This window comes from Pseudomonas sediminis (assembly GCF_039555755.1).
Classification (GTDB): Bacteria; Pseudomonadota; Gammaproteobacteria; order Pseudomonadales; family Pseudomonadaceae; genus Aquipseudomonas; species Aquipseudomonas mendocina_D.
This window is the reverse complement of record NZ_CP154631.1, coordinates 189,303-209,515: the sequence shown is the minus strand read 5'-3', so window position 1 is coordinate 209,515 and position 20,213 is coordinate 189,303. Positions and strand designations below refer to the sequence as shown.

The window sequence follows — 20,213 nt, the reverse complement described above, 5'->3', positions numbered from 1 at the left end:
CTTATTCACCGCCCCTGTTGCGTTGCTCCAGCTCATCGCCCAACCGCCCCAGCGTCGGCCGAATGCCGGCGCGGTGCGCGGCGCGGGCGATGGCGTGAGCGGCCAGCGGTGCGCTGGCCAGCAGAATCAGCAGGCCGATAAAGGCCTCCAGGGCCAGCTCGCCACTGCTGGCCAGAGCCACTGCGCCAAGTAACAGGACGGCGCCGAGCACGCCGGCCTTGCTCGCGGCGTGCATGCGGCTGTAGCTGTCGGGCAGGCGCAGCACGCCAATCGCACCAAGCAGAGAGATCACCGCGCCGCTCAGCACCAACAGCGAGGCCAGCCAGGCCTGTACTTCGTTCATGGGCGTTCCTCGCTTTTTTCCGGCATCTGGCTGTGGGCATCGTCGAACAGGAAGGCAAAGGCTGCCGTACCGAGAAACGACACCAGTGCCAGCAGCACGGCGACGTCGATGAACAGCGCCTCGCCGCGCATCAGACACAGCAGTGCCATGGCGGCGACCGCCAGCAGGGTGAGGGCATCGATGGCCACCGCCCGATCCGGGCGGCTCGGGCCGCGCAGCAGGCGATAGAGGCTGATCAAACCGCTCAGTGCGAGCATGGCTGCAGCCAAGGGCAATACCCAGGCGGCGCCGGCCAGGTGCAGGGTCATGGCGTTACTCCTTCGGCTTTGCCGGCATCGAGCCAGGCCAACAGGCGGCGTTCCAGCTCGATGAGGGTTTCGGTCACGTCTTCACGGCGACGTGCATCGAGTGCGTGGATATAGAGCAGGCCTTGCTCCTCGTCATAATCCAGGGCCAGGGTGCCGGGGGTCAGAGTCAGCAGCGTGCCGAGCAGGGTGACCTTGTCCACTTCGCGGCGGGTCACCGGGTAGGCAAGCACTGCTGGTTCCACGTCGACCCGGCGCGCCAGCACCAGAATGGCGACGTGGTAGGTCGCGAGAAATACCTGGGCGATGAACCACAGGCAGAAACTCACGCCATGTTCCAGGCTGCGTGCGTAACGACCAAGGCGCCGGAAGGCCAACCCCAGCAGGCGGGCGATCAGGTACAACAGGGCGAAGGCCAGCAGGCCGCCGCCCAGATGGCCGGCGCCGAGGCTCCATGCCAGGCCAGCGCTGGCCAGCAAATGGATGACAAACAGCATCAGATACCTCCTGCGCCGGTGAAGGGTTGCAGATAGGCTTGCGGGTCGGCGAGCTGCGCGGCGGCTGCCACGGCATAGTCGATCAGCGGACCGGCGCCCAGGCCTATCAACACGGTCAGCAGCGCCAGGGCACTCATGCCCAGCCAGGCCGCGCGTATGCCGGTAACCGTTTGCAGCGCTTCTTCACCTCCTGGATGGGGCTTGAGAAAGGCTTCGTTCCAGATCTTGTTCATCGACAGCAGGGTGAATACGCCGGTCAGCAGGGCAATACCCGCCGCCCACCAGGCAGCGGCATCCAGGCTGGCCTTGACCAGCAGGAACTTGGCCCAGAAACCGGACAGCGGTGGAATGCCCGCGAGCGACAGCGCCGGAATGGCGAACAGCAGCGCCAGCCAGGGCATGCGCTTATATAGCCCGCCCATGTCGGCCAGCCGCTCGGAGCCACAGATGCGCGCCGCCAGGCCGCCGATGAAGAACAGGTTGGCCTTCACCACGATATGGTGGATCAGATAGAACACCGCGCCGGCCAGCGCCAGCGGGGTGGCCAGGGCAAGGCCGAGGATCATGTAGCCAACCTGGCTGACAATGTGGAACGACAGGATGCGCCGCACCTCGGTCTGCGCCGCCGCACCGAGCACACCCACCAGCATGGTGGCGCAGGCGACCCACAGCAGCAGTTGATGCGGCAGGCCATGCTCCGGCCAGAGCAGGGTCACCAGGCGAATCAGCGCGTATACGCCGACCTTGGTCAAGAGTCCTGCGAACATCGCCGAAACGGCTGTCAGGGCGACGTGATAGGTCGCCGGCAGCCAACCGAACACCGGGAACAGCGCAGCCTTGATGGCGAACGACAGCAGCATCAGCAGCAGTGCCGGCGTCACCCCCGCTGGCGCCTCACCACTGCGCATGATCACCGCCAGCTCGCCCATGTTCAGCGTGCCGCTGGCGCCGTAGACCAGGCCGGCGGAGAGCAGGAAGATCAGTGTGGCGAACAGGTTCAGGGCCACGTAGGTCATGCTGCCGGCCAGCCGGCGGCTGCCACCGCCAAGCGCCATCAGGGCGAAGGAGGCGATCAGCAGCACCTCGAACCAGACGTACAGGTTGAAGATGTCAGCGGTAATGAAGGCGCCGCAGATACCGGTCAGCAGCCCCTGGATGAACAGGTGGAAGTCGCGGCCGATCTTGCTGTCGTTGTCCTTGGCCACGCCATAGAGCAGGGTGACTAGCGCCACTAGGGCGCTGATGGCGATCATCACCGCCGACAATCGGTCGATCACCAGGCTGATGCCGAACGGAGCCTCCCAGTTGCCCACCTGACCGCTGAGCACCACGCCTTGCGCGGCCTGCCAGACCAGCACCAGGCCGACGGCCAGCAGCAGGGCGGCGCCGCTCAGGCTGAGCACGCGCACGGCCAGCAGGTGGCGGCGCAGGATGATCGCCAGCAGCAGGCTGCACAGGGGGATGAGAATCGGTGCAACGAGTAACGCGTGATTCATCGGCGAGCCTCCGCGCCATGGGCGTCGTGTTCATGCTCGCTGTCGTGCCAGTCCGGTGCCGGTTGCTCGGTGATCGAGCTGACCGAGTCGGTGGTCTTGTCGCCATGCAGTTCGCGGGTGCGCTTGAGCAGCGCCAGGGCGAAGATGAACAGGCTGAAACCGATGACGATAGCGGTCAGTACCAGCGCCTGCGGCAACGGGTTGGCGGTGCTGACTGCGTTGCCAGCCTCGACGAATGCCGGGCGTTCGCCGAAGAAGCGCCCAGCGGTGAGAACCCCCAGGTTGATTGCATTACCCAGGACCACCACGCCCAGCACGACGCGCTTGAGGTTGCGATCCAGGAGCATCCACAGGCCCAGACCCGCCAGGCCTCCGGTAGTAATTGCGGCTAGCCATTCCATTACTGGCGAACTCCCGTGAGCTTGTCGATCATGTGCAGGGCGGAGCCGAACACGGTGAGGAAAACGCCGATATCGAAGAGCAAGGGCGTACCCAGCGGCAGCCCGCCGGGGAAGGTCCACAGGCCGGTAAGAAAGGCGCTGCCTGCGATCAGGCCAAGAATGCCGGCGCCCGCCGCACAACCCAGGCCGATACCGATCAGCTGCGCAGGCGCAACGGGCAGCACCTGGCGAATCTGCCCGTGGCCGTAGGTCAGCACCAGCAGGATCAGGCCGCAGGCCGCCACCAAGCCGCCAATGAAACCTCCGCCGGGCAGGTTGTGACCGCGCCACAGCACCAGCAGCGACGCGGCCATCATCAACCAGGCCAGCGGGCGCAGGCCTTGGCGTAGCAGCGGCGAGGTGAAGGCATCTTCACCGCTATGCTCGTTACCGAAGCGCCGGCCTGTGCCCAGCAGGCTGGCCGCAGCCAGGGCGGAGAGGGCGACCACGAGGATTTCGCCCAGGGTATCGAAGGCGCGGAAGTCCACCAGGATCACGTTGACCACGTTGTGCCCGTGGCCACCCGGCAAGCTGTTGGCCTGATACCACTGGGCGATTTCACCTGGCAGTGGCAGGCTTACCGCCAGCAGCAGGGCGCCGGTCACGCTGAGGCCGAAGAGAATCGCCACGCTGGCATGCAGGCGTCGCTTCCACGGTGCGCGTGCGCCGCTGGGTGGCACTGTGGGCATCTTGCGAAACGCCAGGGCGAGGAAGATCAGGCTGAGGGTTTCCACCATCAGCTGGGTCATCGCCACGTCCGGTGCATTGACCGAGACGAACACCAGCGCCAGACCCAGACCGCAAGCACCCAACGCCGCCAGCAAGGTCAGTCGGCCAGGCAGGAAGGCTGCTGCCACGCCACCAGCCAGAGCCAACAGGCAACCGGCCAAGCCCAGCGGTGAGATGGGGCTGTAGCTGCCCCGCAGCAGTTGCGGCAGAGCAGGCAACAGGCCAACCGCCAAGAGGCCGCCGACTGCCAGGGCCAGCAGCACCAGATGCTGGCGCAACGAGCCATGCTGAAAGCGCGCGGCGAGCAACCCAGCGAAATGGAATACGCGCTTGAGCAGGCGATCCCAGATCAGGTCGCCGCTGACGTTCCAGGCCGCGTTGGCGCGATCGAGCACTTGTCGCACTCGGTCGCGCATCACATAGAACAGCACGCCCAGCGACACAGTCAGCAAGCTGGCCACAAGCGCCGGGGTGATGCCGCCCCACAGATACAGGTGCACATCCACCGGGCCACGTGCCACGGCCTGTACCGCATTATTCACCAGCCAGGTTTCCGGCCAGGCATTCCAGGCACCGAGCAGGAAACCACCGATAGCCAGCAGCATCGGCCCCAGCCACATCGGCAGGCCAACTTCATGCGGCGTGCGTGGGTAGTCGCCACGCTTGCCGAGGAACGTCTGCAGGAAGACCAGGCCGGCAGCGGCAAATAGCAGGGCGTTGGTAAGGATCATCACCAGCGTCACCGCCCAGCCGATATGACCCATCTCGATCAGACCGGTGTACTTGAACTCCTTGGCGATGAAACCGAAGAAAGGCGGCAGACCGGCGTTGGAAAACGCCGCCAGGGCCACCGCCGCACCCGTCAGTGGCATGAAGAGGATCAGGCCGCCAAGGCGTGCCAGTTCACGGGTGCCGGTGGCGTGGTCGATGGCGCCGACTGCCATGAACAGTGCGCCTTTATAGAGAGAGTGCGCCACCAGATAGAGCACGAACGCCTGCAGGCCATAGCTGGTGTTGGTGCCGATCAGCATGGTCAGCTGGCCCAGCACGGTGACCGTGGTGTACGCCAGCAAGCGCTTGAGGTCGGTCTGGCGGAAGGCCAGGAAGGCGCCGAGCACGGCAGTGGCCGCGCCGAAGGTAATCAGCAGCGTGCCCCAGCCGACGGAGCCGCCGAGCACCGGGTTGAGGCGGGCCAGCAGATAGATGCCGGCTTTTACCATGGTTGCCGAGTGCAGGTAGGCCGACACTGGCGTCGGTGCGTTCATCGCGTTGGGCAGCCACAGGTGGAAGGGCACCTGCGCCGACTTGGTGAAGCAGCCCAGCAGCACCAGGGCGATGATCGCCGGCAGCAGCACATGGCCTTCGATCTGCTCGACGCTGAGGCTGGAGAATTGCCAATTACCGGTGGCGCCGCCGAGCAGGATCAGGCCCGCCAGCAGGGCCAGTCCGCCGCCGCCGGTGATCAGCAGCGCCTGCAGCGCCGCCCGGCGCGAGACGGCCTTTTCATGTTGGAAGCTGATCAACAGGAAGGAGGCGATACTGGTCAGCTCCCAGAATACGAACATCGCCACGAGGTCGTCGGCCAGCACCAGGCCGAGCATCGCCAGCATGAACACCAGCAGGTAGGCGTGAAAGCGACCGAGGTGGACATGACTGGACAGGTAGCTGCCGGCGTAGAGCACGATCAGGCTGCCGATGCCGCTGATCAAGAGGGCAAAAACCAGCGAGAGGCCGTCCAGGCGCAGGCTCAGGTTGATGCCCAGTGCCGGAATCCAGCTCAGGCTCTGCATCACCGCGCCACCGTCGGCGATCAGCGGAATCTGTTGGACGAACCAGACGAAGGCCGCCAGCGGCGCCACCATCAGCAGCCAACCTGTGCGAGCACCCAACAGGCGCGTCAGGCCGGGTGCCATGATGGCAGCCAGGGCGATCAGGGACAGTAGGTAGAGCACTCGTTTCTCCTGTGCCGAGCGTCGAATCCAAGGCGGCCTGACGACTACGTACGCACCTTAGCTGCGCTATTCAGGGCGTATTGGTCATATCAGGCCGCATTTGTTTCATCATAGGAAAAACCAATCGAACATCGCTATTTTATGAAGTTTCAGAACATTGCATGATGGGTGGCTGCCATCATTGGCAGTATTGAGATAAGCGGTGAAACAGGAGAGCAGCGTGCAGATTCAGGGCTATTTCGACTTGCGCTTCGAAGCGGTGAGGGACGCATTTGCCGCTCTGTTCGAGGACACACAGGAACGGGGCGCGGCCCTGTGCGTGAAGGTCGGCGGGGAAACCGTGGTCGACCTGTGGGCCGGGGTCATGGACAAGGACGGCCAGCAGGCCTGGCACAGCGACACCATCGCCAATCTGTTCTCCTGCACCAAGCCCTTCGCTGCTGTGGTGGCCCTGCAACTGGTGGGTGAGGGCAAGCTCGACCTGGATGCACCGGTGGCGCGCTACTGGCCTGAGTTCGCCGCCGCCGGCAAGCAGCGTATCAGCGTGCGTCACCTGCTCTGCCACCAGGCCGGCTTGCCGGCGTTGCGCCAGGCACTGCCCGCCGAGGCGCTATACGACTGGCAGACCATGACTAATGCGCTGGCGGCTGAAGAGCCTTGGTGGCCGCTGGGTGATGGTCATGGCTACGCGCCGATTACCTATGGTTGGCTCATCGGTGAGCTGATTCGCCGTGTCGAAGGCCGTGGCCCTGGCGAGAGCATCGCTGCGCGCATCGCCAAGCCGCTGGAGCTGGATTTCCACGTCGGCCTGGCTGACAGTGAATTTGATCGCGTCGCCCATATCGCTCGCGGCAAGGGCAATCTTGGCGACGCTGCAGCGCAGCGTCTGCTCAAGGTGATGATGAGTGACGCCCAAGCCATGAGCACGCGCTCGTTCACCAACCCGCCGTCGATCATGACCAGTACCAACAAGCCGGAGTGGCGGCGCATGCAGCAGCCGGCCGCGAATGGTCACGGCAACGCGCGCAGCCTGGCGGGCTTCTATGCCGGTCTGCTCGACGGCGGCCTGCTCGATGCCGAGCTGCTGGGTGAAATGACCCGTGAGCACAGTGTCGGTGACGACAAGACCTTGCTGACCCGCACGCGTTTCGGCCTGGGTTGCATGCTCGATCAAGCCGATGTGGCCAACGCCACTTATGGCATGGGGGCAAAAGCCTTCGGCCATCCCGGCGCCGGTGGCTCCAGCGGTTTTGCCGACCCGGAACGAGACCTGGCATTCGGTTTCGTTACCAACAATCTAGGACCGTTCGTCTTGATGGACCCCCGCGCGCAGAAACTTGCGCGACAGATTGCGGACTGTATCTGATTGAAACGGCTAAACTTGCGCCAACCGTTCAGTACCAACCATAACAGGCCGTTGAAAAACGTAGGCGAGGTAGCCAGTGCAAGGCAAAAACAGGCGAAAAAGCGCAGTTTACGAGTTGTAAATGAGCATTTTGATCGGACTCGCGCACGAGCCTGTTTTTAACGCAGCAATGGCAACACAGGTAGTTTTTCAACAGCCTGATAACGAATCGACCATTAGATCTGTTTGACCCCGGGGGCTACATGCGTGCCAACAAGATTTTTGCCTTTACCTGCTGCCTGCTGATCGCGGGCTGCGCCGGCTCGGAAAAGAAGGAAGTCGCCAAGCCGGCAGTGATGCCACCGCCTCAAGTGACTCGCGCCTGGCTCGACGAGTACGAGCCGAAACTGCGTGAAGCGGTCAAGGGCAGCCACTTCGAGTTCGAACGCCGCGAGAACCTGCTGGTGGTCACCGCTCCGGTGCAGGGCTCGTTCAATCCGGATCGCCCGCAGATGCTGCTGCCGGTCAGCTTGGGCCCGATCACTCGCGTGGCCAAACTGTTGGAAGCCGACGAGGATGTCGCCGTGGTCGTACTCGGCCATGCCGACACCAGCGGTGACGATGCGAAGAACCGCGAACTTAGTCAGCAGCGCGCGCGTGCCGTGACCTCGATTTTTCGTCTCAGCGGCCTCAAGCAGAATCGCCTGCAGGTCATGGGCCTGGGCTCCGACGCACCCCGTGCGGCAAACGACAGCGCGGCCGGCCGTGCGCTCAACCGCCGTGTGGAAATCCTCCTGACCTCGCGTGACACCATGCAGGGCCTGATCGCCAAGTACAGCCAACCGGCCAAGGCGGAGCTCAAGGATGCACCCAAGGTAGCTGCTGCAGATCAAGGAAAAGTGGGCAAGTCGGAGTAAGCTTGCGGGCATTTCCACCCTGAGCGGGCAGGCACTCGAATCCAACGGATTGGTTTCTGGCCCTGCCCTGAGGAATTGCCATGACCCAAACCCTGGCCGATATGCGCCGCGACTATACCCGCGATGGCCTGAGCGAAGCCCAGGCCCCGTTGGAACCCTTTGCCCTGTTTCGTCAGTGGTTCGATGACGCGGTCAAGACCGAGCAACTGCCGGTCGAACCCAACGCCATGACCCTGGCCACTGTCGACGAAGATGGCCGCCCGCACTGCCGGGTGCTACTGCTCAAGGGGCTCGACGAACGCGGCTTCACCTTCTTCAGCAACTACGACAGCGCCAAGGGCCGCCAGCTCGCGGCGCGCCCGTTCGCCGCCATGACCTTCTTCTGGCCCAGCCTGGAGCGCCAGGTGCGCATCGAAGGCCGCGTCGAGCAGGTCACCCCGGCCGAATCTGACGGCTACTTCCAGGTACGCCCGCTGGGCAGCCGCATCGGCGCCTGGGCTTCGCCGCAGAGCAAGGTGATTCGCGACCGCGCCGAGCTGGAAAACCTGCTGGCGGAAACCGAAAGACGCTTCCTCAACCAGACGCCACACTGTCCACCGCACTGGGGCGGCTACCGCCTGCTGCCCGAGCGCATCGAATTCTGGCAGGGCAGGCCAAGCCGCCTGCATGACCGCCTCAACTATCGGTTCAAGGGTGAAGCCTGGATTCGTGAGCGGTTGGCGCCCTGACCATCAGCTACCGTCGAGCATGCTGTTCGCCAATAAGGCTGTACGAAACGAGCACATAAGATACCCTTGCGCCACGAACCAACCAGGACGCTGCGAACCGAACGATGGGTTTTGAACAATTAGCCGAGCTACGTGACCGCCTGCGCGCCGAGAAGCAGCAGGTACAGCAGGTAAAGACCGAAAGCGCGAAGCCGCAAAAACGCAAGCAGCCGCCCAAAGGTAAGGCGCGTGAGCAGGATCCTACCGTCGAGGCGATCTGGCGCTTGCAGAAGCACTTCCCCTTGGCCTTCCCGGTCAATCCGGCGCCCAAGGTGCCGTTGAAGGAAGGCATTCTCAAGGACGCCGAGCAACATCTGCAGTTGCTCGGTATCACCGTTGAGCAGCTCAAAGCGGGTATTGCCGCCTGGTGCCGCGGTGGTCGTTACTGGGCTGCCATGACCGAAAATGCACCGCGTCTGGATCTGCAAGGCCAGCCCGTTGGTATGGTGACGGCGGCGCAGGCGCTGCATGCCAAGCAGCAGGCCAGGCGGCACCGTGCCGAAGCTCGGCGCAATCAGGCCAAGGCGAAAGCTCCAGCGGACGACAAGGCCGTGGAGAGCGCTGCAGCACCTGCTGCGGAGTAAATCCTGGCTAGCTGAAGGTTTTGCCGGCGCTGCGAGGGATACCTCGTGAAGCGTCGCTGGCGCGCCTACAATGACGGCCTCATTCGCGAGGCCGTTTTTCATGCTCGAACTCGACTCTACCCTGGCGCAGCACATTGTCGACCGCGCCATGGCCATCCTGCCGCACAACATCAATGTGATGGATGCCCAGGGCATGATCATCGGCAGCGGTGACCCCAGCCGGCTGCACACCCGTCATGAGGGGGCGCAATTGGTGCTGGCCAATTGTCGCGTGGTGGAGATCGACGCTCAGGCGGCGGCGTGCCTGCGAGGTGTCAAGCCAGGTGTCAATCTGCCGTTGCTGCATGCCGAGCGCCTGATTGGCGTGCTCGGTATCACGGGCGACCCCGAGATCGTGCGGCCCTATGCCGAACTGGTGCGCATGGCAGCGGAAATGTTGGTCGAGCATCGCGTGCTACAAGCCGAGCGGCATTGGCAGCGGCACCAGCAGGAGGCCTGGTTGCGACAGTTGCTCGATCCCATGCTGCGTCTGTCCAGTCTCGAGGTCGATGCCGAACGTCTGGGCCTGCAACTGACCTGGCCACGACAGATGTGTCTGCTGCAACTCGATGGTGAGGGCGATCCGCTGCCGCGTCAGGCGCGTCTGCTCGCCGCATTGGGGGGCAAGAGTGAACATCTGGTGGCGCCGCTCGGGCGCCATGAACTGCTCTGGTGCCGGCCCTACAACGCCACCCGTGATGATCGTGCCTGGCTCCAGCAGGCTGACGAGCGCGAGTGGGGGGTAGGGTCGCTGGCGCTCAGCGATCCGCTGCATGATCTGACCGAGCTGCGCCAGGCCAGCCTGGTCCTGCGCGATCTTCAGGCCTATGGCCAAGCGCGCTTTCCCGATCGTCGCCTGCTACGCCTGGACGAATTGCGCCTGCCGACGCTGCTCTATGCCCAGCGCCACAGCTGGTTACTGCAGGGCTGGCTGGCGCCGTTGCGGCAGGTGCTGATGCAGGACCCGCAAGGCACGCTAAGGGCCACGCTGGAAGCCTGGTGCGCGCATGACGGCCAGGTGCAAACCTGTGCACAGGAGTTGGGCATTCATCGCAATACGTTGCGCTACCGCCTGGAGCGCATCGCCGAACTCAGTGGTCTGGATCTCAATCGGCTGGATCAGCGCCTGCAGCTATCTTTGGGGCTGGGCTTGCTGGAGCCTGCCGCGACAGCGCCGTTGAGCGTTCGGTAATTCATCTTCGCTGGTGAATACGGGGTGCTGGCTTTGTGCGATTGCACAGCCAATTGCACTCAGCTCTTGTTGTTTTGGTGCTGGCGCACAGGGCGATGCTGGTGCAGGCTGAGCCACAATGTGGCGCCTGTCGGCATTCCCATCCGGGCCTTGCGCCCGCCATAACAACAATGAGGAGACTGGTCATGGGCCTGGTCCTGATCCTGGTGGCACTGATTGCATTCATCGTGCTGTCCACTACCCGTTTGAAATTGCACCCCTTCCTGGCATTGCTGGCTGCTGCGCTGATCGCCGGCTTTGCCTATCAGCTGCCTAGCGGCGAAATCATCAAGACCATGACTGCCGGCTTCGGCGGCATTCTCGGTTACATCGGCATCGTCATCGTTCTCGGTACCATCATTGGCGTGATCCTCGAGCGCAGCGGCGCCGCCATTACCATGGCCGAGACGGTGATTCGTCTGCTGGGCCAGCGTTTCCCCACCCTGACCATGTCGATCATCGGTTACCTGGTATCGATTCCGGTGTTCTGCGACTCCGGCTACGTCATTCTCAACTCGCTGAAGAATGCCCTGGCTGCACGCATGAAGGTGTCCGTGGTGGCCATGAGCGTGGCCCTGGCTACCGGCCTGTATGCCACCCATACCTTCGTGCCGCCAACACCCGGCCCGATCGCTGCCGCCGGCAACCTGGGCCTGGAAACCTCGCTTGGTCTGGTGATCCTGGTCGGTCTGCTTGTCGCTGCGATCACCGCCGTGGCCGGTATGCTGTGGGCTAACCGTTTCCTCAAGCAGAACGATCACGACTTGCTGGAAGAAGCGCCAAGCGAGCTGCTCGCCGATAACGTCGATTTTGATGCACTGCGCGCTCGCTACGGCAAGCTGCCCAGCGCCTGGCAGGCGTTCTCGCCGATCTTCGTGCCGATCATCCTGATCTGCCTGGGCTCGGTCGCTGCTTTCCCGAGCAAGCCCTTCGGCACTGGCGTTTTCTTCGATGTGCTGAGTTTCCTCGGTCAGCCGGTTGCCGCGCTGCTGGTCGGTCTGGTGTTGGCGTGCTCGCTGCTCAAGGGCGAAGGCAAGCGTCAGCAGTTCCATGACTACGTCGCTCATGGCCTGAAAGAGGCGGCGCCGATTTTGCTGATCACCGGTGCCGGTGGTGCCTTCGGTGCCATCCTCAAGGCCACCGCGCTGACCGGCTACTTGGGCGACACCCTGTCGGCACTGGGTATCGGCTTGTTCATGCCGTTCCTGGTGGCTGCTGCGCTGAAGAGTGCCCAAGGCTCCTCCACCGTCGCGCTGGTCACCACTTCGGCGATGGTTGCGCCTCTGCTGGGCAACCTGGGCCTCGACAGCGAGATGGGCCGCGTGCTGACGGTGATGGCCATTGGTGCGGGTGCGATGACCGTTTCCCACGCCAACGACAGTTTCTTCTGGGTCGTCACCCAGTTCAGCCGCATGAAAGTGGCGACCGCTTACCGTGCCCAAACCATGGCGACCCTGATCCAGGGTATCGCCGGTATGGCCGCTGTCTGGCTGCTGAGTCTGGTTTTGCTGTAATCCCGCTTTAACAGACCGTTCAAAAACTACCTGCGTTGCCATTGCTGAGTTAAAAACAGGCTCAAAATGCTCATTTACAGCTCGTAAACTCCGCTTTTTCGCCTGTTTTTGCCTTGCACTGACTGCCTCGCCTACGTTTTTCAACGGTCTGTAACCAGCAGGCGACCAGAAGGTCGCCTGCCTCCTTTCGAGGTACCTATCATGAAAATCGTCATTGCTCCTGACTCCTTCAAGGAGAGCCTCAGCGCGCCCGACGTGGCCGCCGCCATCGCCCGCGGTTGGCAGCAGGTTTTTCCCGAGGCCGAATGTTTGCTGAGGCCAATGGCCGATGGCGGCGAAGGCACGGTCGATGCGCTGCTCGCTGCCGTCGGCGGCGAGCGCCGCGAGTGTGAGGTGCGTGGCCCGCAGGGTGAGTCGGTCAAGGCGCATTGGGGTTGGCTGGGGCAGGGCACGGCAGTCATCGAGATGGCTGCTGCCAGTGGCTTGCACTGGGTGCCACGTGAACAGCGCGATGCTCGTCTGGCCTGCAGCTTCGGCACTGGCGAGCTGATCCGCGAGGCGCTGGATGCCGGTGCTGCGCGCATCATCCTGGGGCTGGGCGGCAGTGCCACCAATGACGCCGGTGCAGGCTTGTTACAGGCGCTAGGGATGCGCTTTCTCGATGTCCAGGGGCGCGAGCTGGCGCCGGGTGGCGCGGCTTTGGCCGGTCTCGACCAGCTTGATTTGAGTGGGCTCGACGCGCGTCTGCTCAGGGTGCAGATCGAGGTCGCTGCTGATGTCGACAATCCCTTGTGCGGGCCTCGCGGCGCATCTGCGGTGTTCGGTCCGCAGAAGGGGGCGACGCCTGAGCATGTCGCCGAGCTGGATACGGCGCTCGGTCGCTTCGCCCGTATCGTGGCGGCGACGCTGGGCGAGGACCACGCCGAGTTCCCTGGTGTGGGCGCGGCGGGCGGTCTCGGCTTCGCTGCGCGTGCCTTCCTCAAGGCAAGCTTCCGCCCCGGTATCGCGCTGGTGGCCGAGCTGTCCGGCCTCGCTGCCGCAGTAGAGAACGCGGATCTGGTGATTACCGGGGAGGGGCGTATGGATGCCCAGACCCTGCATGGCAAGACCCCGGTCGGGGTAGCGCGCGTGGCGCGTGCGGCAGGGGTACCGGTCATCGCCTTGTCCGGTAGTCTGGGCGACAACTATCAGGCGCTGTACGACGCTGGTATCGAAGCTGCATTCAGCCTGGCACCGGGGCCGTTGTCCCTGGAGCAGGCGATGGCCGGTGCGGCGGCTGAGTTGCAGGCTCGCACCACGGATATCGCCCGTCTCTGGCGCCTCGCTCGATCCTGATAGGGCGAACCTCGCTGAACCTGATCTGTCTGAAATAACTATTGTTCAGGCTCCGTCGTGACAGTTACGCTCGCCCGGCGTCTAATGGATTGAGATACCTCTGGAGGAATTGCTATGCGTAAACCCACTCTGCTCATTACCTCGCTGGCCGCGGTGTTGGCCCTCGGGGGCTGTCAGTCCAGCCTGACTGGCGATACCTACAGCCGCGATGAGGCCCGAGCGGTGCAAACAGTACGCATGGGAACCATCGAATCGCTGCGCCCGGTCAAGATCGAAGGGACCAAGACTCCGATCGGTGCTGGTGCAGGTGCTGTGGTTGGCGGTATCGGTGGTAGTGGCCTCGGTGGTGGGCGCGGCAGCGCGGTCCTGGCTGTGGTCGGTGCCGTCGCTGGCGGTCTGTTGGGCGCCGCTGCTGAAGAAGGCATAACCCGTACTCAGGGTGTTGAGATCACCGTGCGTGAGGACGATGGCACCATGCGCGCCTACGTCCAGGAAGTCGAGCCGAACCAAGTGTTCCGTGTTGGCGAGCGTGTGCGCGTGATGACGGTCAACGGTACCAGCCGCGTTACCCACTGATCGTGACAAGCAAGCCGGAGCAACTTAGGTTGCTCCGGCTTTTTGTTGTCTGCCATCTCTGACGGCAACTCCTCAGGCTCGGACAAAAACGCTCGCGGCAATTTTTTGTGGCCTCGCTATAGTGGTGGTCGGCCGTCAGCAGCGCTTGCATCAGCCTGCATGTTACCAAGTGTGTTCAACGATAATTCAATGCATGACGTTGCGTTGATAGTTATGGATAATCGGCCGTTATGCTTGTGCCGACAACGACTTAGCTGAACCGTTGTGGTGCATGAACTATCACCGTCAGGGAGTTGCGACTCCAATTCTCGGCGTTGGGTCAGCTGACCTGGCGTGCCTGTTTAAGGGGTTTTCCGATGGCGCTTGCGCTGATTGTCGCCTTGCCATTTCTTGGGTTGTTTCTGCCGGTGCTGGCCGACCGGCTCGGACGCTCGGCCTGCGCCGCAGCTGCGGCTTTGGCACCCATCGTGGCGCTGGTGCTGCTGTTCAACTATCAGTCGGCGGTCTTCGCCGGTGAGGTGCTGCGGGTCAAGCTGGAGTGGCTGCCGCACCTGGGTCTGAACCTCAGTCTGCGCCTCGATGGCCTGGGCTTTCTGTTCGCCCTGCTGATTCTCGGCATCGGCCTGCTGGTCATCCTCTACGCGCGCTATTACCTGGCCAAGACCGAGCCCATGGGGCGCTTCTTCGCCTTCCTGCTGCTGTTCATGGGCGCCATGCTCGGTGTGGTGCTGTCGGAAAACCTGCTGCTGATGCTGATGTTCTGGGAGCTGACCAGCCTGTCGTCGTTCCTGCTGATCGGTTTCTGGGGCTCACGCTCCGATGCCCGCAAAGGCGCGCGCATGGCGCTGGCAATCACCGGTGGCGGTGGTCTGGCGCTGCTCGCCGGTATCTTGCTGATCGGTCACATCGCAGGCAGTTTTGAGCTGTCTCAGGTGCTGGCCGCCGGCTACGCGATCCGTGCGCACGAGCTGTATCCGCTGGCGCTGGTACTGGTACTGCTGGGCGTGTTCACCAAGTCGGCGCAATTCCCTTTCCACTTCTGGCTGCCGCATGCGATGGCGGCGCCTACGCCGGTATCGGCGTATCTGCACTCGGCGACCATGGTCAAGGCCGGGGTGTTCCTGCTGGCACGCCTGTACCCGGCGCTGGCTGGCTCCGAGTGGTGGTTCTACATGGTCAGCCTGACCGGCCTGGCCACGTTGCTGGTGGGAGCGCTCATGGCGCTGTTCCAGCATGACCTCAAAGGCCTGCTGGCTTATTCGACCATCAGCCACCTGGGCCTGATCACGCTGTTGTTCGGCCTGGATACTCAGCTGGCCGCCGTGGCGGCGGTGTTCCACATCATCAACCATGCGACCTTCAAGGCCTCGCTGTTCATGGCCGCCGGCATCATTGACCACGAGACCGGCAGTCGCGACATGCGGCGGATAAACGGTTTGTGGAAGTACATGCCGCATACGGCGGTGCTGGCGATGGTGGCGGCCTCGGCCATGGCTGGCGTGCCGCTGCTCAACGGCTTTTTGAGCAAGGAAATGTTCTTCACCGAAACCCTGCACCAGCACCTGCTGGGCGGTTTCAACTGGGTGATTCCGGCAGCCGCGACCTTGGCCGGGGTGTTCTCGGTGGCCTACTCGCTGCGTTTCATTCACGACGTGTTCTTCAACGGCGAGCCGATCGACCTGCCCAAATACCCGCCGCATGAGCCGCCGCGCTATATGAAGGTGCCGGTCGAGGTGCTGGTGTTCATCTGCCTGCTGGTGGGTATCGTGCCGGCCTATACGGTCGCGCCGCTGCTGGCCGCCGCCGCGTCCTCTACCCTGGGTGGCACACTGCCTGAGTACAGCCTGGCGGTCTGGCACGGTCTCAACCTGCCGCTGCTGATGAGCTTCGTCGCGCTGTTCGGCGGGATCATCGTCTACACCTGTCGCAAGCCGCTGTTCCGCTGGTATGAAGGCCTGCCTAGCCTCGATGCCAAGGACGCCTTCGACCAGGTGGTGCGCTACATGACGCGTCTGTCCGTCCGTATCACCGCGTTGCTGGAAAGCGGTTCGCTGCAGCGCTACCTGGCCTGGATGCTGGGCAGTGCCCTGACCCTGGTGGTAATCGCGCTGTCGCCGCTTGAGCAGTTGACCGGTAGCGTGCCAATGACGCCAATCGATCCGCTGACAACCATTGGCATGCTGATTCTGATGGTGACTGCGGTGCTCACCGTGTTTTTCCACCGCCGCCGCCTCGTGGCGCTGATGATCCTCAGCGCTGCTGGTCTGATGGTGGCACTGGCCTTCGCCCGCTTCTCCGCCCCGGATCTGGCGTTGACCCAATTGTCGGTGGAGGTGGTGACCATCATCCTGCTGATGCTCACCCTGTACTTCATGACCGACCGCACACCTGCCGAGTCCAGCAGCCTGCGTGGCCTGCGTGATCTGATCCTGGCGCTGGGCAGCGGCACCATGGTGGCGATGCTGACCTACGCCGTGCTGACCCGTCCTTACCAGAGCATTTCCTCGTTCTTCCTCGAGAACAGCGTTTCCGGGGGCGGCGGTACCAACGTGGTCAACGTGATCCTGGTGGACTTCCGCGGCTTCGATACTCTGGGTGAGATCACCGTGCTGGCGATTGCTGCCATCGGTATCTACGCGTTGCTGCATGACCTGCACCTGCCGCATCCGACCCACGACAAGAACGGTCGTCCGTGGTCGACCGATGCGCATCCGATGATCCTCGACAACCTGGCGCGAGCCATGCTGCCGATGGCGCTGCTGATTTCGGCGTTCATCTTCCTGCGCGGGCATAACCTGCCGGGCGGCGGCTTCATCGCCGGCCTGATCACCTCGGTGGCGTTGATTCTGCAGTACATCTCCCATGGTGTGACCTGGACTCAGGAACGCCTGAAATTCAGTTATCACGCCACCGCCGGCTGGGGCGTGCTGATCGCCGGGCTGACTGGTCTGGGCAGTTGGCTCTTCGGCTCGCCGTTCCTGACTTCGGCATTTGGCCATTTCCATATTCCGCTGATTGGCGAAATCGAACTGGCGACCGCGATCCTCTTCGATCTCGGGGTGTATCTGGCCGTCGTCGGCGCCACCCTGCTGATCCTTTCCAATATCGGCCATGTCAGTCAGGACGAGTCGTGCAAGGAGGTCATCTGATATGGAGGCAGTATTCGCAATTACCCTCGGGGTGTTGGCTGCCAGCGGCGTCTACCTGCTGCTGCGGGCGCGCATTTTCCCGGTGGTGATGGGGCTGACCCTGATCTCCTATGCGGTCAACCTGTTCATCTTCGCCATGGGCCGGCTCGGCACGGGCGTGCCGGCGGTAATCGGCAAGAGCGCCGAGTACGGCGACCCGCTGCCGCAGGCGCTGGTACTGACCGCCATCGTCATTGGCTTCGCCATGACTGCGTTCGTCGTGGTGCTGGCCCTACGTGGCATGGGTGAGCTGAAAACCGATCACGTCGATGGCGAGGAGCCGCGCGCATGAGTCACGCCATCATCCTCCCCATTCTGCTGCCGATGTTTTTCGGCGCGTTGTTGCTGGTCGGCCACGGCTGGTCGCGTGAGGTGAAGCGGGGTATTTCCCTGATCGGCTGCCTGGCGCTGCTGCCGGTGTGTCTGTATCTGGTACTGCTAGCTGGTGCGGGGCAGTTGCAGGTTTATGCGTTGGGCAACTGGGTGGCGCCGTTCGGCATCATGCTGCTGCTCGACCGTTTCAACGCTGCGCTGTTGTTGCTCACCTCATTGCTGGCTTGCTTTGCCCTGGTCTACGCCTGCCGTGGCGATGATGAGCGTGGGCCGAACTTCCATGCGCTGTTCCAGTTCCAGTTGCTGGGCATCAATGGTGCGTTCCTGACCGCCGACCTGTTCAACCTGTTCGTGTTCTTCGAGATCCTGCTGATCTCGTCCTACGCGCTGCTGCTGCATGGCAACCGTGCCAATCAGGTCAAGGCCGGCGTGCATTACGTAGTGCTCAACCTGCTGGGCTCGTCGTTCTTCCTGATCGGCGTCAGCCTGTTGTACGGCCTGACCGGCACCCTGAACATGCCGGACCTGGCAGCGCGCGTAGCCAGCGCCGATGTCGCCGATGCACCGTTGATCAAGGCCGCGGCCTACCTGTTGCTGATCGTCTTCGGCCTCAAGGCTGCCGTGCTGCCGTTGTGTTTCTGGCTGCCACGCGCCTATGCCGCGGCGCCCGCTTCGGTGGCGGCGTTGTTCGCGATCATGACCAAGGTTGGCTTCTACGCCATCGTCCGCGTGTTCACCCTGGTGTTCGGCGAAGAGGCTGGGCCGCTGGCCAACCTAGGCCATGAGCTGCTCTGGTGGATGGCGCTGCCGACCATTGCCTTCGGTGTGATTGGTGCTCTGGGTGCGCGACAGTTGCAGGCGCTGCTGGCGTATCTGGTGGTGGTCTCGGTGGGCACGCTGATGGCTGGCTTCGCCATGGGTAACGTCGCGGCATTGAGTGCTGCGCTTTATTACATGGTGCATAGCACGCTGATCAGCGGTGCTTTGTTCCTGCTGGCCGGCCTGGTGGTCGCCCAGCGTGACAGCGCCGGTGGCGATCTGCAGCAGGAGCGTGTGCTGCGTCAGCCGTTGGTGCTGGGTTGCATGTTCTTCTTTGCCTCCATCTCCGTGGCCGGGTTGCCGCCGTTCTCTGGTTTCCTCGGCAAGATGCTGCTGCTACGCGCGGCCGAGCCAGGCTGGCAGGCCTGGAGCCTGTGGCCGGTGATTCTGATTGGCGGTCTGTTGACCTTGGTTGCGCTGAGCCGCGCCGGTACCAGCCTGTTCTGGCTGGGCCATGGCGCGGATGCGTCGCCGTCGAAAGCCGAGCCGGCTGATCGTATCAGCCTGCTGGCGGCGTTGGGCCTGTTGCTGGCCAGCCCGCTACTGCTGATCGCTGCTGCCCCGATAATGGCGTATCTGGAGGCTGCCGCCGCGCAGTTGCTCGATCTGCAACCCTATCTGTCGATCATTGGCGGAGGTGCGGCATGAGGCGTTTGTTCCCCCACCCGCGGATGATGCTGGTGCTGACAGTGCTCTGGCTGCTGCTGGTCAACACCCTCAACCTGGGGCATATCCTGCTCGGGCTGTTTCTGGGTTGGTCGATCGTGCACCTGTGCGGCGATTTCCTGCTGACCGTGCCGAAAGTGCGCAAGCCCCTGGGTCTGCTGCTGTTCATTGGCAAGGTGTTCTACGACATCGTGGTGGCCAACCTGCAGGTGGTTAAGCTGGTGCTCGGACCGAAATCGCGTCTTGAACCGGCATTCGTCGAGGTACCGGTGGAGATAGAGGACGAGTTCGTCCTGTCGGCCCTGGCCTGCATCATCTCGCTGACGCCTGGCACCGTCTCTGCCGGCCTCAGCTCTGACCACAAGACACTGCTGCTGCACGGGCTCAACGTGCCGGATCGCGACGAGCTGATCGCCGAGGTTAAGAGTCGCTACGAAAAGCCGCTGCTGGAGATTTTCGAATGCTCGAGAACGTAGTCTTTCTGTGCATGGGCATCCACACGCTGGCCATGTTGCTCAATGTCGCGCGTCTGGTCGAAGGGCCAAGCGTGGTGGATCGCGTCCTGGCCCTGGATACCCTGTACATCAACGCGCTGGCGCTGATAGTGCTGTTCGGCATCTGGCTGGCCTCGGACCTGTTCTTCGAAGCCGCACTGCTGATCGCAGTGATGGGCTTCGTCGGTACGGTTGCGGTGGGCAAACACCTGCTGCACGGCGACATCATCGATTAAGGGGGGAATGACCATGCCGTTCTGGCTGGAACTATTGATTTGCGCTTGCCTGATCCTGGGCAGCCTGTTCGCCCTGGTCGGTGCCATCGGGCTGTATCGCCTGCCGGATTTCTTTACCCGTCTGCATGGTCCGACCAAGGCCACCACGCTGGGGGTCGGCGGTACGCTGATCGCCTCGATGCTGTTCTTCGCTCACCACACCGGCAGCCTCAGCCTGCATGAGTTGCTGATCACGCTGTTCCTGTTCCTCACTGCGCCGGTCAGTGCGCACATCCTGTCCAAGGCGGCTATGCAGCAGAAGGTCGAGCTGTCCGAGCAGACCCGTGGTCAGCCGTGGGACGATGATCACTGATTCACTGTCAGGTACTTCTTGTGCCTGGCTGTCACTGTCGCCAGGCAATTCCCAG

The 20,213-nt window shown here is 63.1% G+C and carries 20 protein-coding genes; 14 read left to right on the top strand and 6 right to left on the bottom strand.

The window, feature by feature from the left end; translation table 11 throughout:
• Position 1: 1 nt before the first annotated feature.
• The 6 genes from mnhG to mbhE are packed head-to-tail and all read right to left on the bottom strand — an operon-like array spanning position 2 to position 5,762.
• A complete protein-coding gene (mnhG, locus tag AAEQ75_RS01035) occupies positions 2-343 on the bottom strand; it encodes a monovalent cation/H(+) antiporter subunit G (protein ID WP_004423812.1) in 342 nt (113 codons plus the stop codon).
• Complete coding sequence (locus AAEQ75_RS01030) at positions 340-651, bottom strand: monovalent cation/H+ antiporter complex subunit F (RefSeq protein WP_004423813.1); 312 nt, start codon at positions 649-651, stop codon at positions 340-342. Before AAEQ75_RS01030 ends, mnhG begins: the two co-directional genes overlap by 4 nt.
• Positions 648-1,145, bottom strand: a complete 498-nt coding sequence (locus AAEQ75_RS01025; RefSeq protein WP_296232972.1) for a Na+/H+ antiporter subunit E — start codon at positions 1,143-1,145, stop codon at positions 648-650. Before AAEQ75_RS01025 ends, AAEQ75_RS01030 begins: the two co-directional genes overlap by 4 nt.
• Complete coding sequence (locus AAEQ75_RS01020; RefSeq protein WP_343350615.1) at positions 1,145-2,641, bottom strand: proton-conducting transporter membrane subunit; 1,497 nt, start codon at positions 2,639-2,641, stop codon at positions 1,145-1,147. The genes AAEQ75_RS01025 and AAEQ75_RS01020 overlap by 1 nt, the downstream gene beginning before the upstream one ends.
• Complete coding sequence (locus tag AAEQ75_RS01015; RefSeq protein ID WP_017677807.1) at positions 2,638-3,042, bottom strand: Na+/H+ antiporter subunit C; 405 nt, start codon at positions 3,040-3,042, stop codon at positions 2,638-2,640. The genes AAEQ75_RS01020 and AAEQ75_RS01015 overlap by 4 nt, the downstream gene beginning before the upstream one ends.
• Positions 3,042-5,762 (bottom strand): hydrogen gas-evolving membrane-bound hydrogenase subunit E, encoded by a 2,721-nt coding sequence (mbhE, locus tag AAEQ75_RS01010; RefSeq protein ID WP_343350614.1) that lies wholly within the window; start codon positions 5,760-5,762, stop codon positions 3,042-3,044. The genes AAEQ75_RS01015 and mbhE overlap by 1 nt, the downstream gene beginning before the upstream one ends.
• Positions 5,763-5,982: 220 nt before the next feature.
• Here mbhE and AAEQ75_RS01005 point away from each other — a divergent pair, with 220 nt between their 5' ends.
• The 14 genes from AAEQ75_RS01005 (at position 5,983) to AAEQ75_RS00940 (ending at position 20,158) form a co-directional block, all read left to right on the top strand.
• On the top strand, positions 5,983-7,128 hold the full coding sequence (locus tag AAEQ75_RS01005) for a serine hydrolase domain-containing protein (protein ID WP_343352483.1): 1,146 nt from the start codon (positions 5,983-5,985) through the stop codon (positions 7,126-7,128).
• 242 nt (positions 7,129-7,370) lie between these two features.
• On the top strand, positions 7,371-8,024 hold the full coding sequence (locus AAEQ75_RS01000; RefSeq protein WP_099522076.1) for an OmpA family protein: 654 nt from the start codon (positions 7,371-7,373) through the stop codon (positions 8,022-8,024).
• An 80-nt stretch (positions 8,025-8,104) separates the two neighbouring features.
• Positions 8,105-8,752 carry a pyridoxamine 5'-phosphate oxidase gene (gene pdxH / locus AAEQ75_RS00995; protein ID WP_099522075.1) on the top strand — a complete coding sequence of 216 codons (648 nt, stop codon included), beginning with the start codon at positions 8,105-8,107 and terminating at the stop codon, positions 8,750-8,752.
• A 104-nt stretch (positions 8,753-8,856) separates the two neighbouring features.
• On the top strand, positions 8,857-9,375 hold the full coding sequence (locus tag AAEQ75_RS00990) for a ProQ/FinO family protein (RefSeq protein WP_106732964.1): 519 nt from the start codon (positions 8,857-8,859) through the stop codon (positions 9,373-9,375).
• Between the two features lie 100 nt (positions 9,376-9,475).
• Entirely contained in the window at positions 9,476-10,606 is a 1,131-nt protein-coding gene (locus AAEQ75_RS00985) for a sugar diacid recognition domain-containing protein (RefSeq protein WP_343350613.1), read from the top strand.
• A gap of 185 nt (positions 10,607-10,791) precedes the next feature.
• Positions 10,792-12,159, top strand: a complete 1,368-nt coding sequence (locus AAEQ75_RS00980; RefSeq protein WP_343350612.1) for a GntP family permease — start codon at positions 10,792-10,794, stop codon at positions 12,157-12,159.
• Between the two features lie 201 nt (positions 12,160-12,360).
• Positions 12,361-13,494, top strand: coding sequence for a glycerate kinase (locus AAEQ75_RS00975; protein WP_343350611.1), 1,134 nt, complete (start codon positions 12,361-12,363; stop codon positions 13,492-13,494).
• Between the two features lie 114 nt (positions 13,495-13,608).
• Positions 13,609-14,070, top strand: coding sequence for a hypothetical protein (locus AAEQ75_RS00970; RefSeq protein ID WP_125835638.1), 462 nt, complete (start codon positions 13,609-13,611; stop codon positions 14,068-14,070).
• 356 nt (positions 14,071-14,426) lie between these two features.
• Positions 14,427-17,219: a monovalent cation/H+ antiporter subunit A gene (locus tag AAEQ75_RS00965; RefSeq protein ID WP_343350610.1), complete on the top strand. Its 2,793-nt coding sequence runs from the start codon at positions 14,427-14,429 to the stop codon at positions 17,217-17,219.
• A gap of 1 nt (position 17,220) precedes the next feature.
• Positions 17,221-17,550 (top strand): Na+/H+ antiporter subunit C, encoded by a 330-nt coding sequence (locus AAEQ75_RS00960; RefSeq protein WP_099522068.1) that lies wholly within the window; start codon positions 17,221-17,223, stop codon positions 17,548-17,550.
• Positions 17,547-19,058: a monovalent cation/H+ antiporter subunit D gene (locus AAEQ75_RS00955; RefSeq protein WP_343350609.1), complete on the top strand. Its 1,512-nt coding sequence runs from the start codon at positions 17,547-17,549 to the stop codon at positions 19,056-19,058. The genes AAEQ75_RS00960 and AAEQ75_RS00955 overlap by 4 nt, the downstream gene beginning before the upstream one ends.
• Complete coding sequence (locus tag AAEQ75_RS00950; RefSeq protein ID WP_143506734.1) at positions 19,055-19,552, top strand: Na+/H+ antiporter subunit E; 498 nt, start codon at positions 19,055-19,057, stop codon at positions 19,550-19,552. The genes AAEQ75_RS00955 and AAEQ75_RS00950 overlap by 4 nt, the downstream gene beginning before the upstream one ends.
• Positions 19,537-19,806, top strand: coding sequence for a K+/H+ antiporter subunit F (locus AAEQ75_RS00945; RefSeq protein WP_343350608.1), 270 nt, complete (start codon positions 19,537-19,539; stop codon positions 19,804-19,806). Before AAEQ75_RS00950 ends, AAEQ75_RS00945 begins: the two co-directional genes overlap by 16 nt.
• Positions 19,807-19,819: 13 nt before the next feature.
• Positions 19,820-20,158 carry a Na+/H+ antiporter subunit G gene (locus AAEQ75_RS00940; protein WP_041769702.1) on the top strand — a complete coding sequence of 113 codons (339 nt, stop codon included), beginning with the start codon at positions 19,820-19,822 and terminating at the stop codon, positions 20,156-20,158.
• Positions 20,159-20,213: the final 55 nt, after the last annotated feature.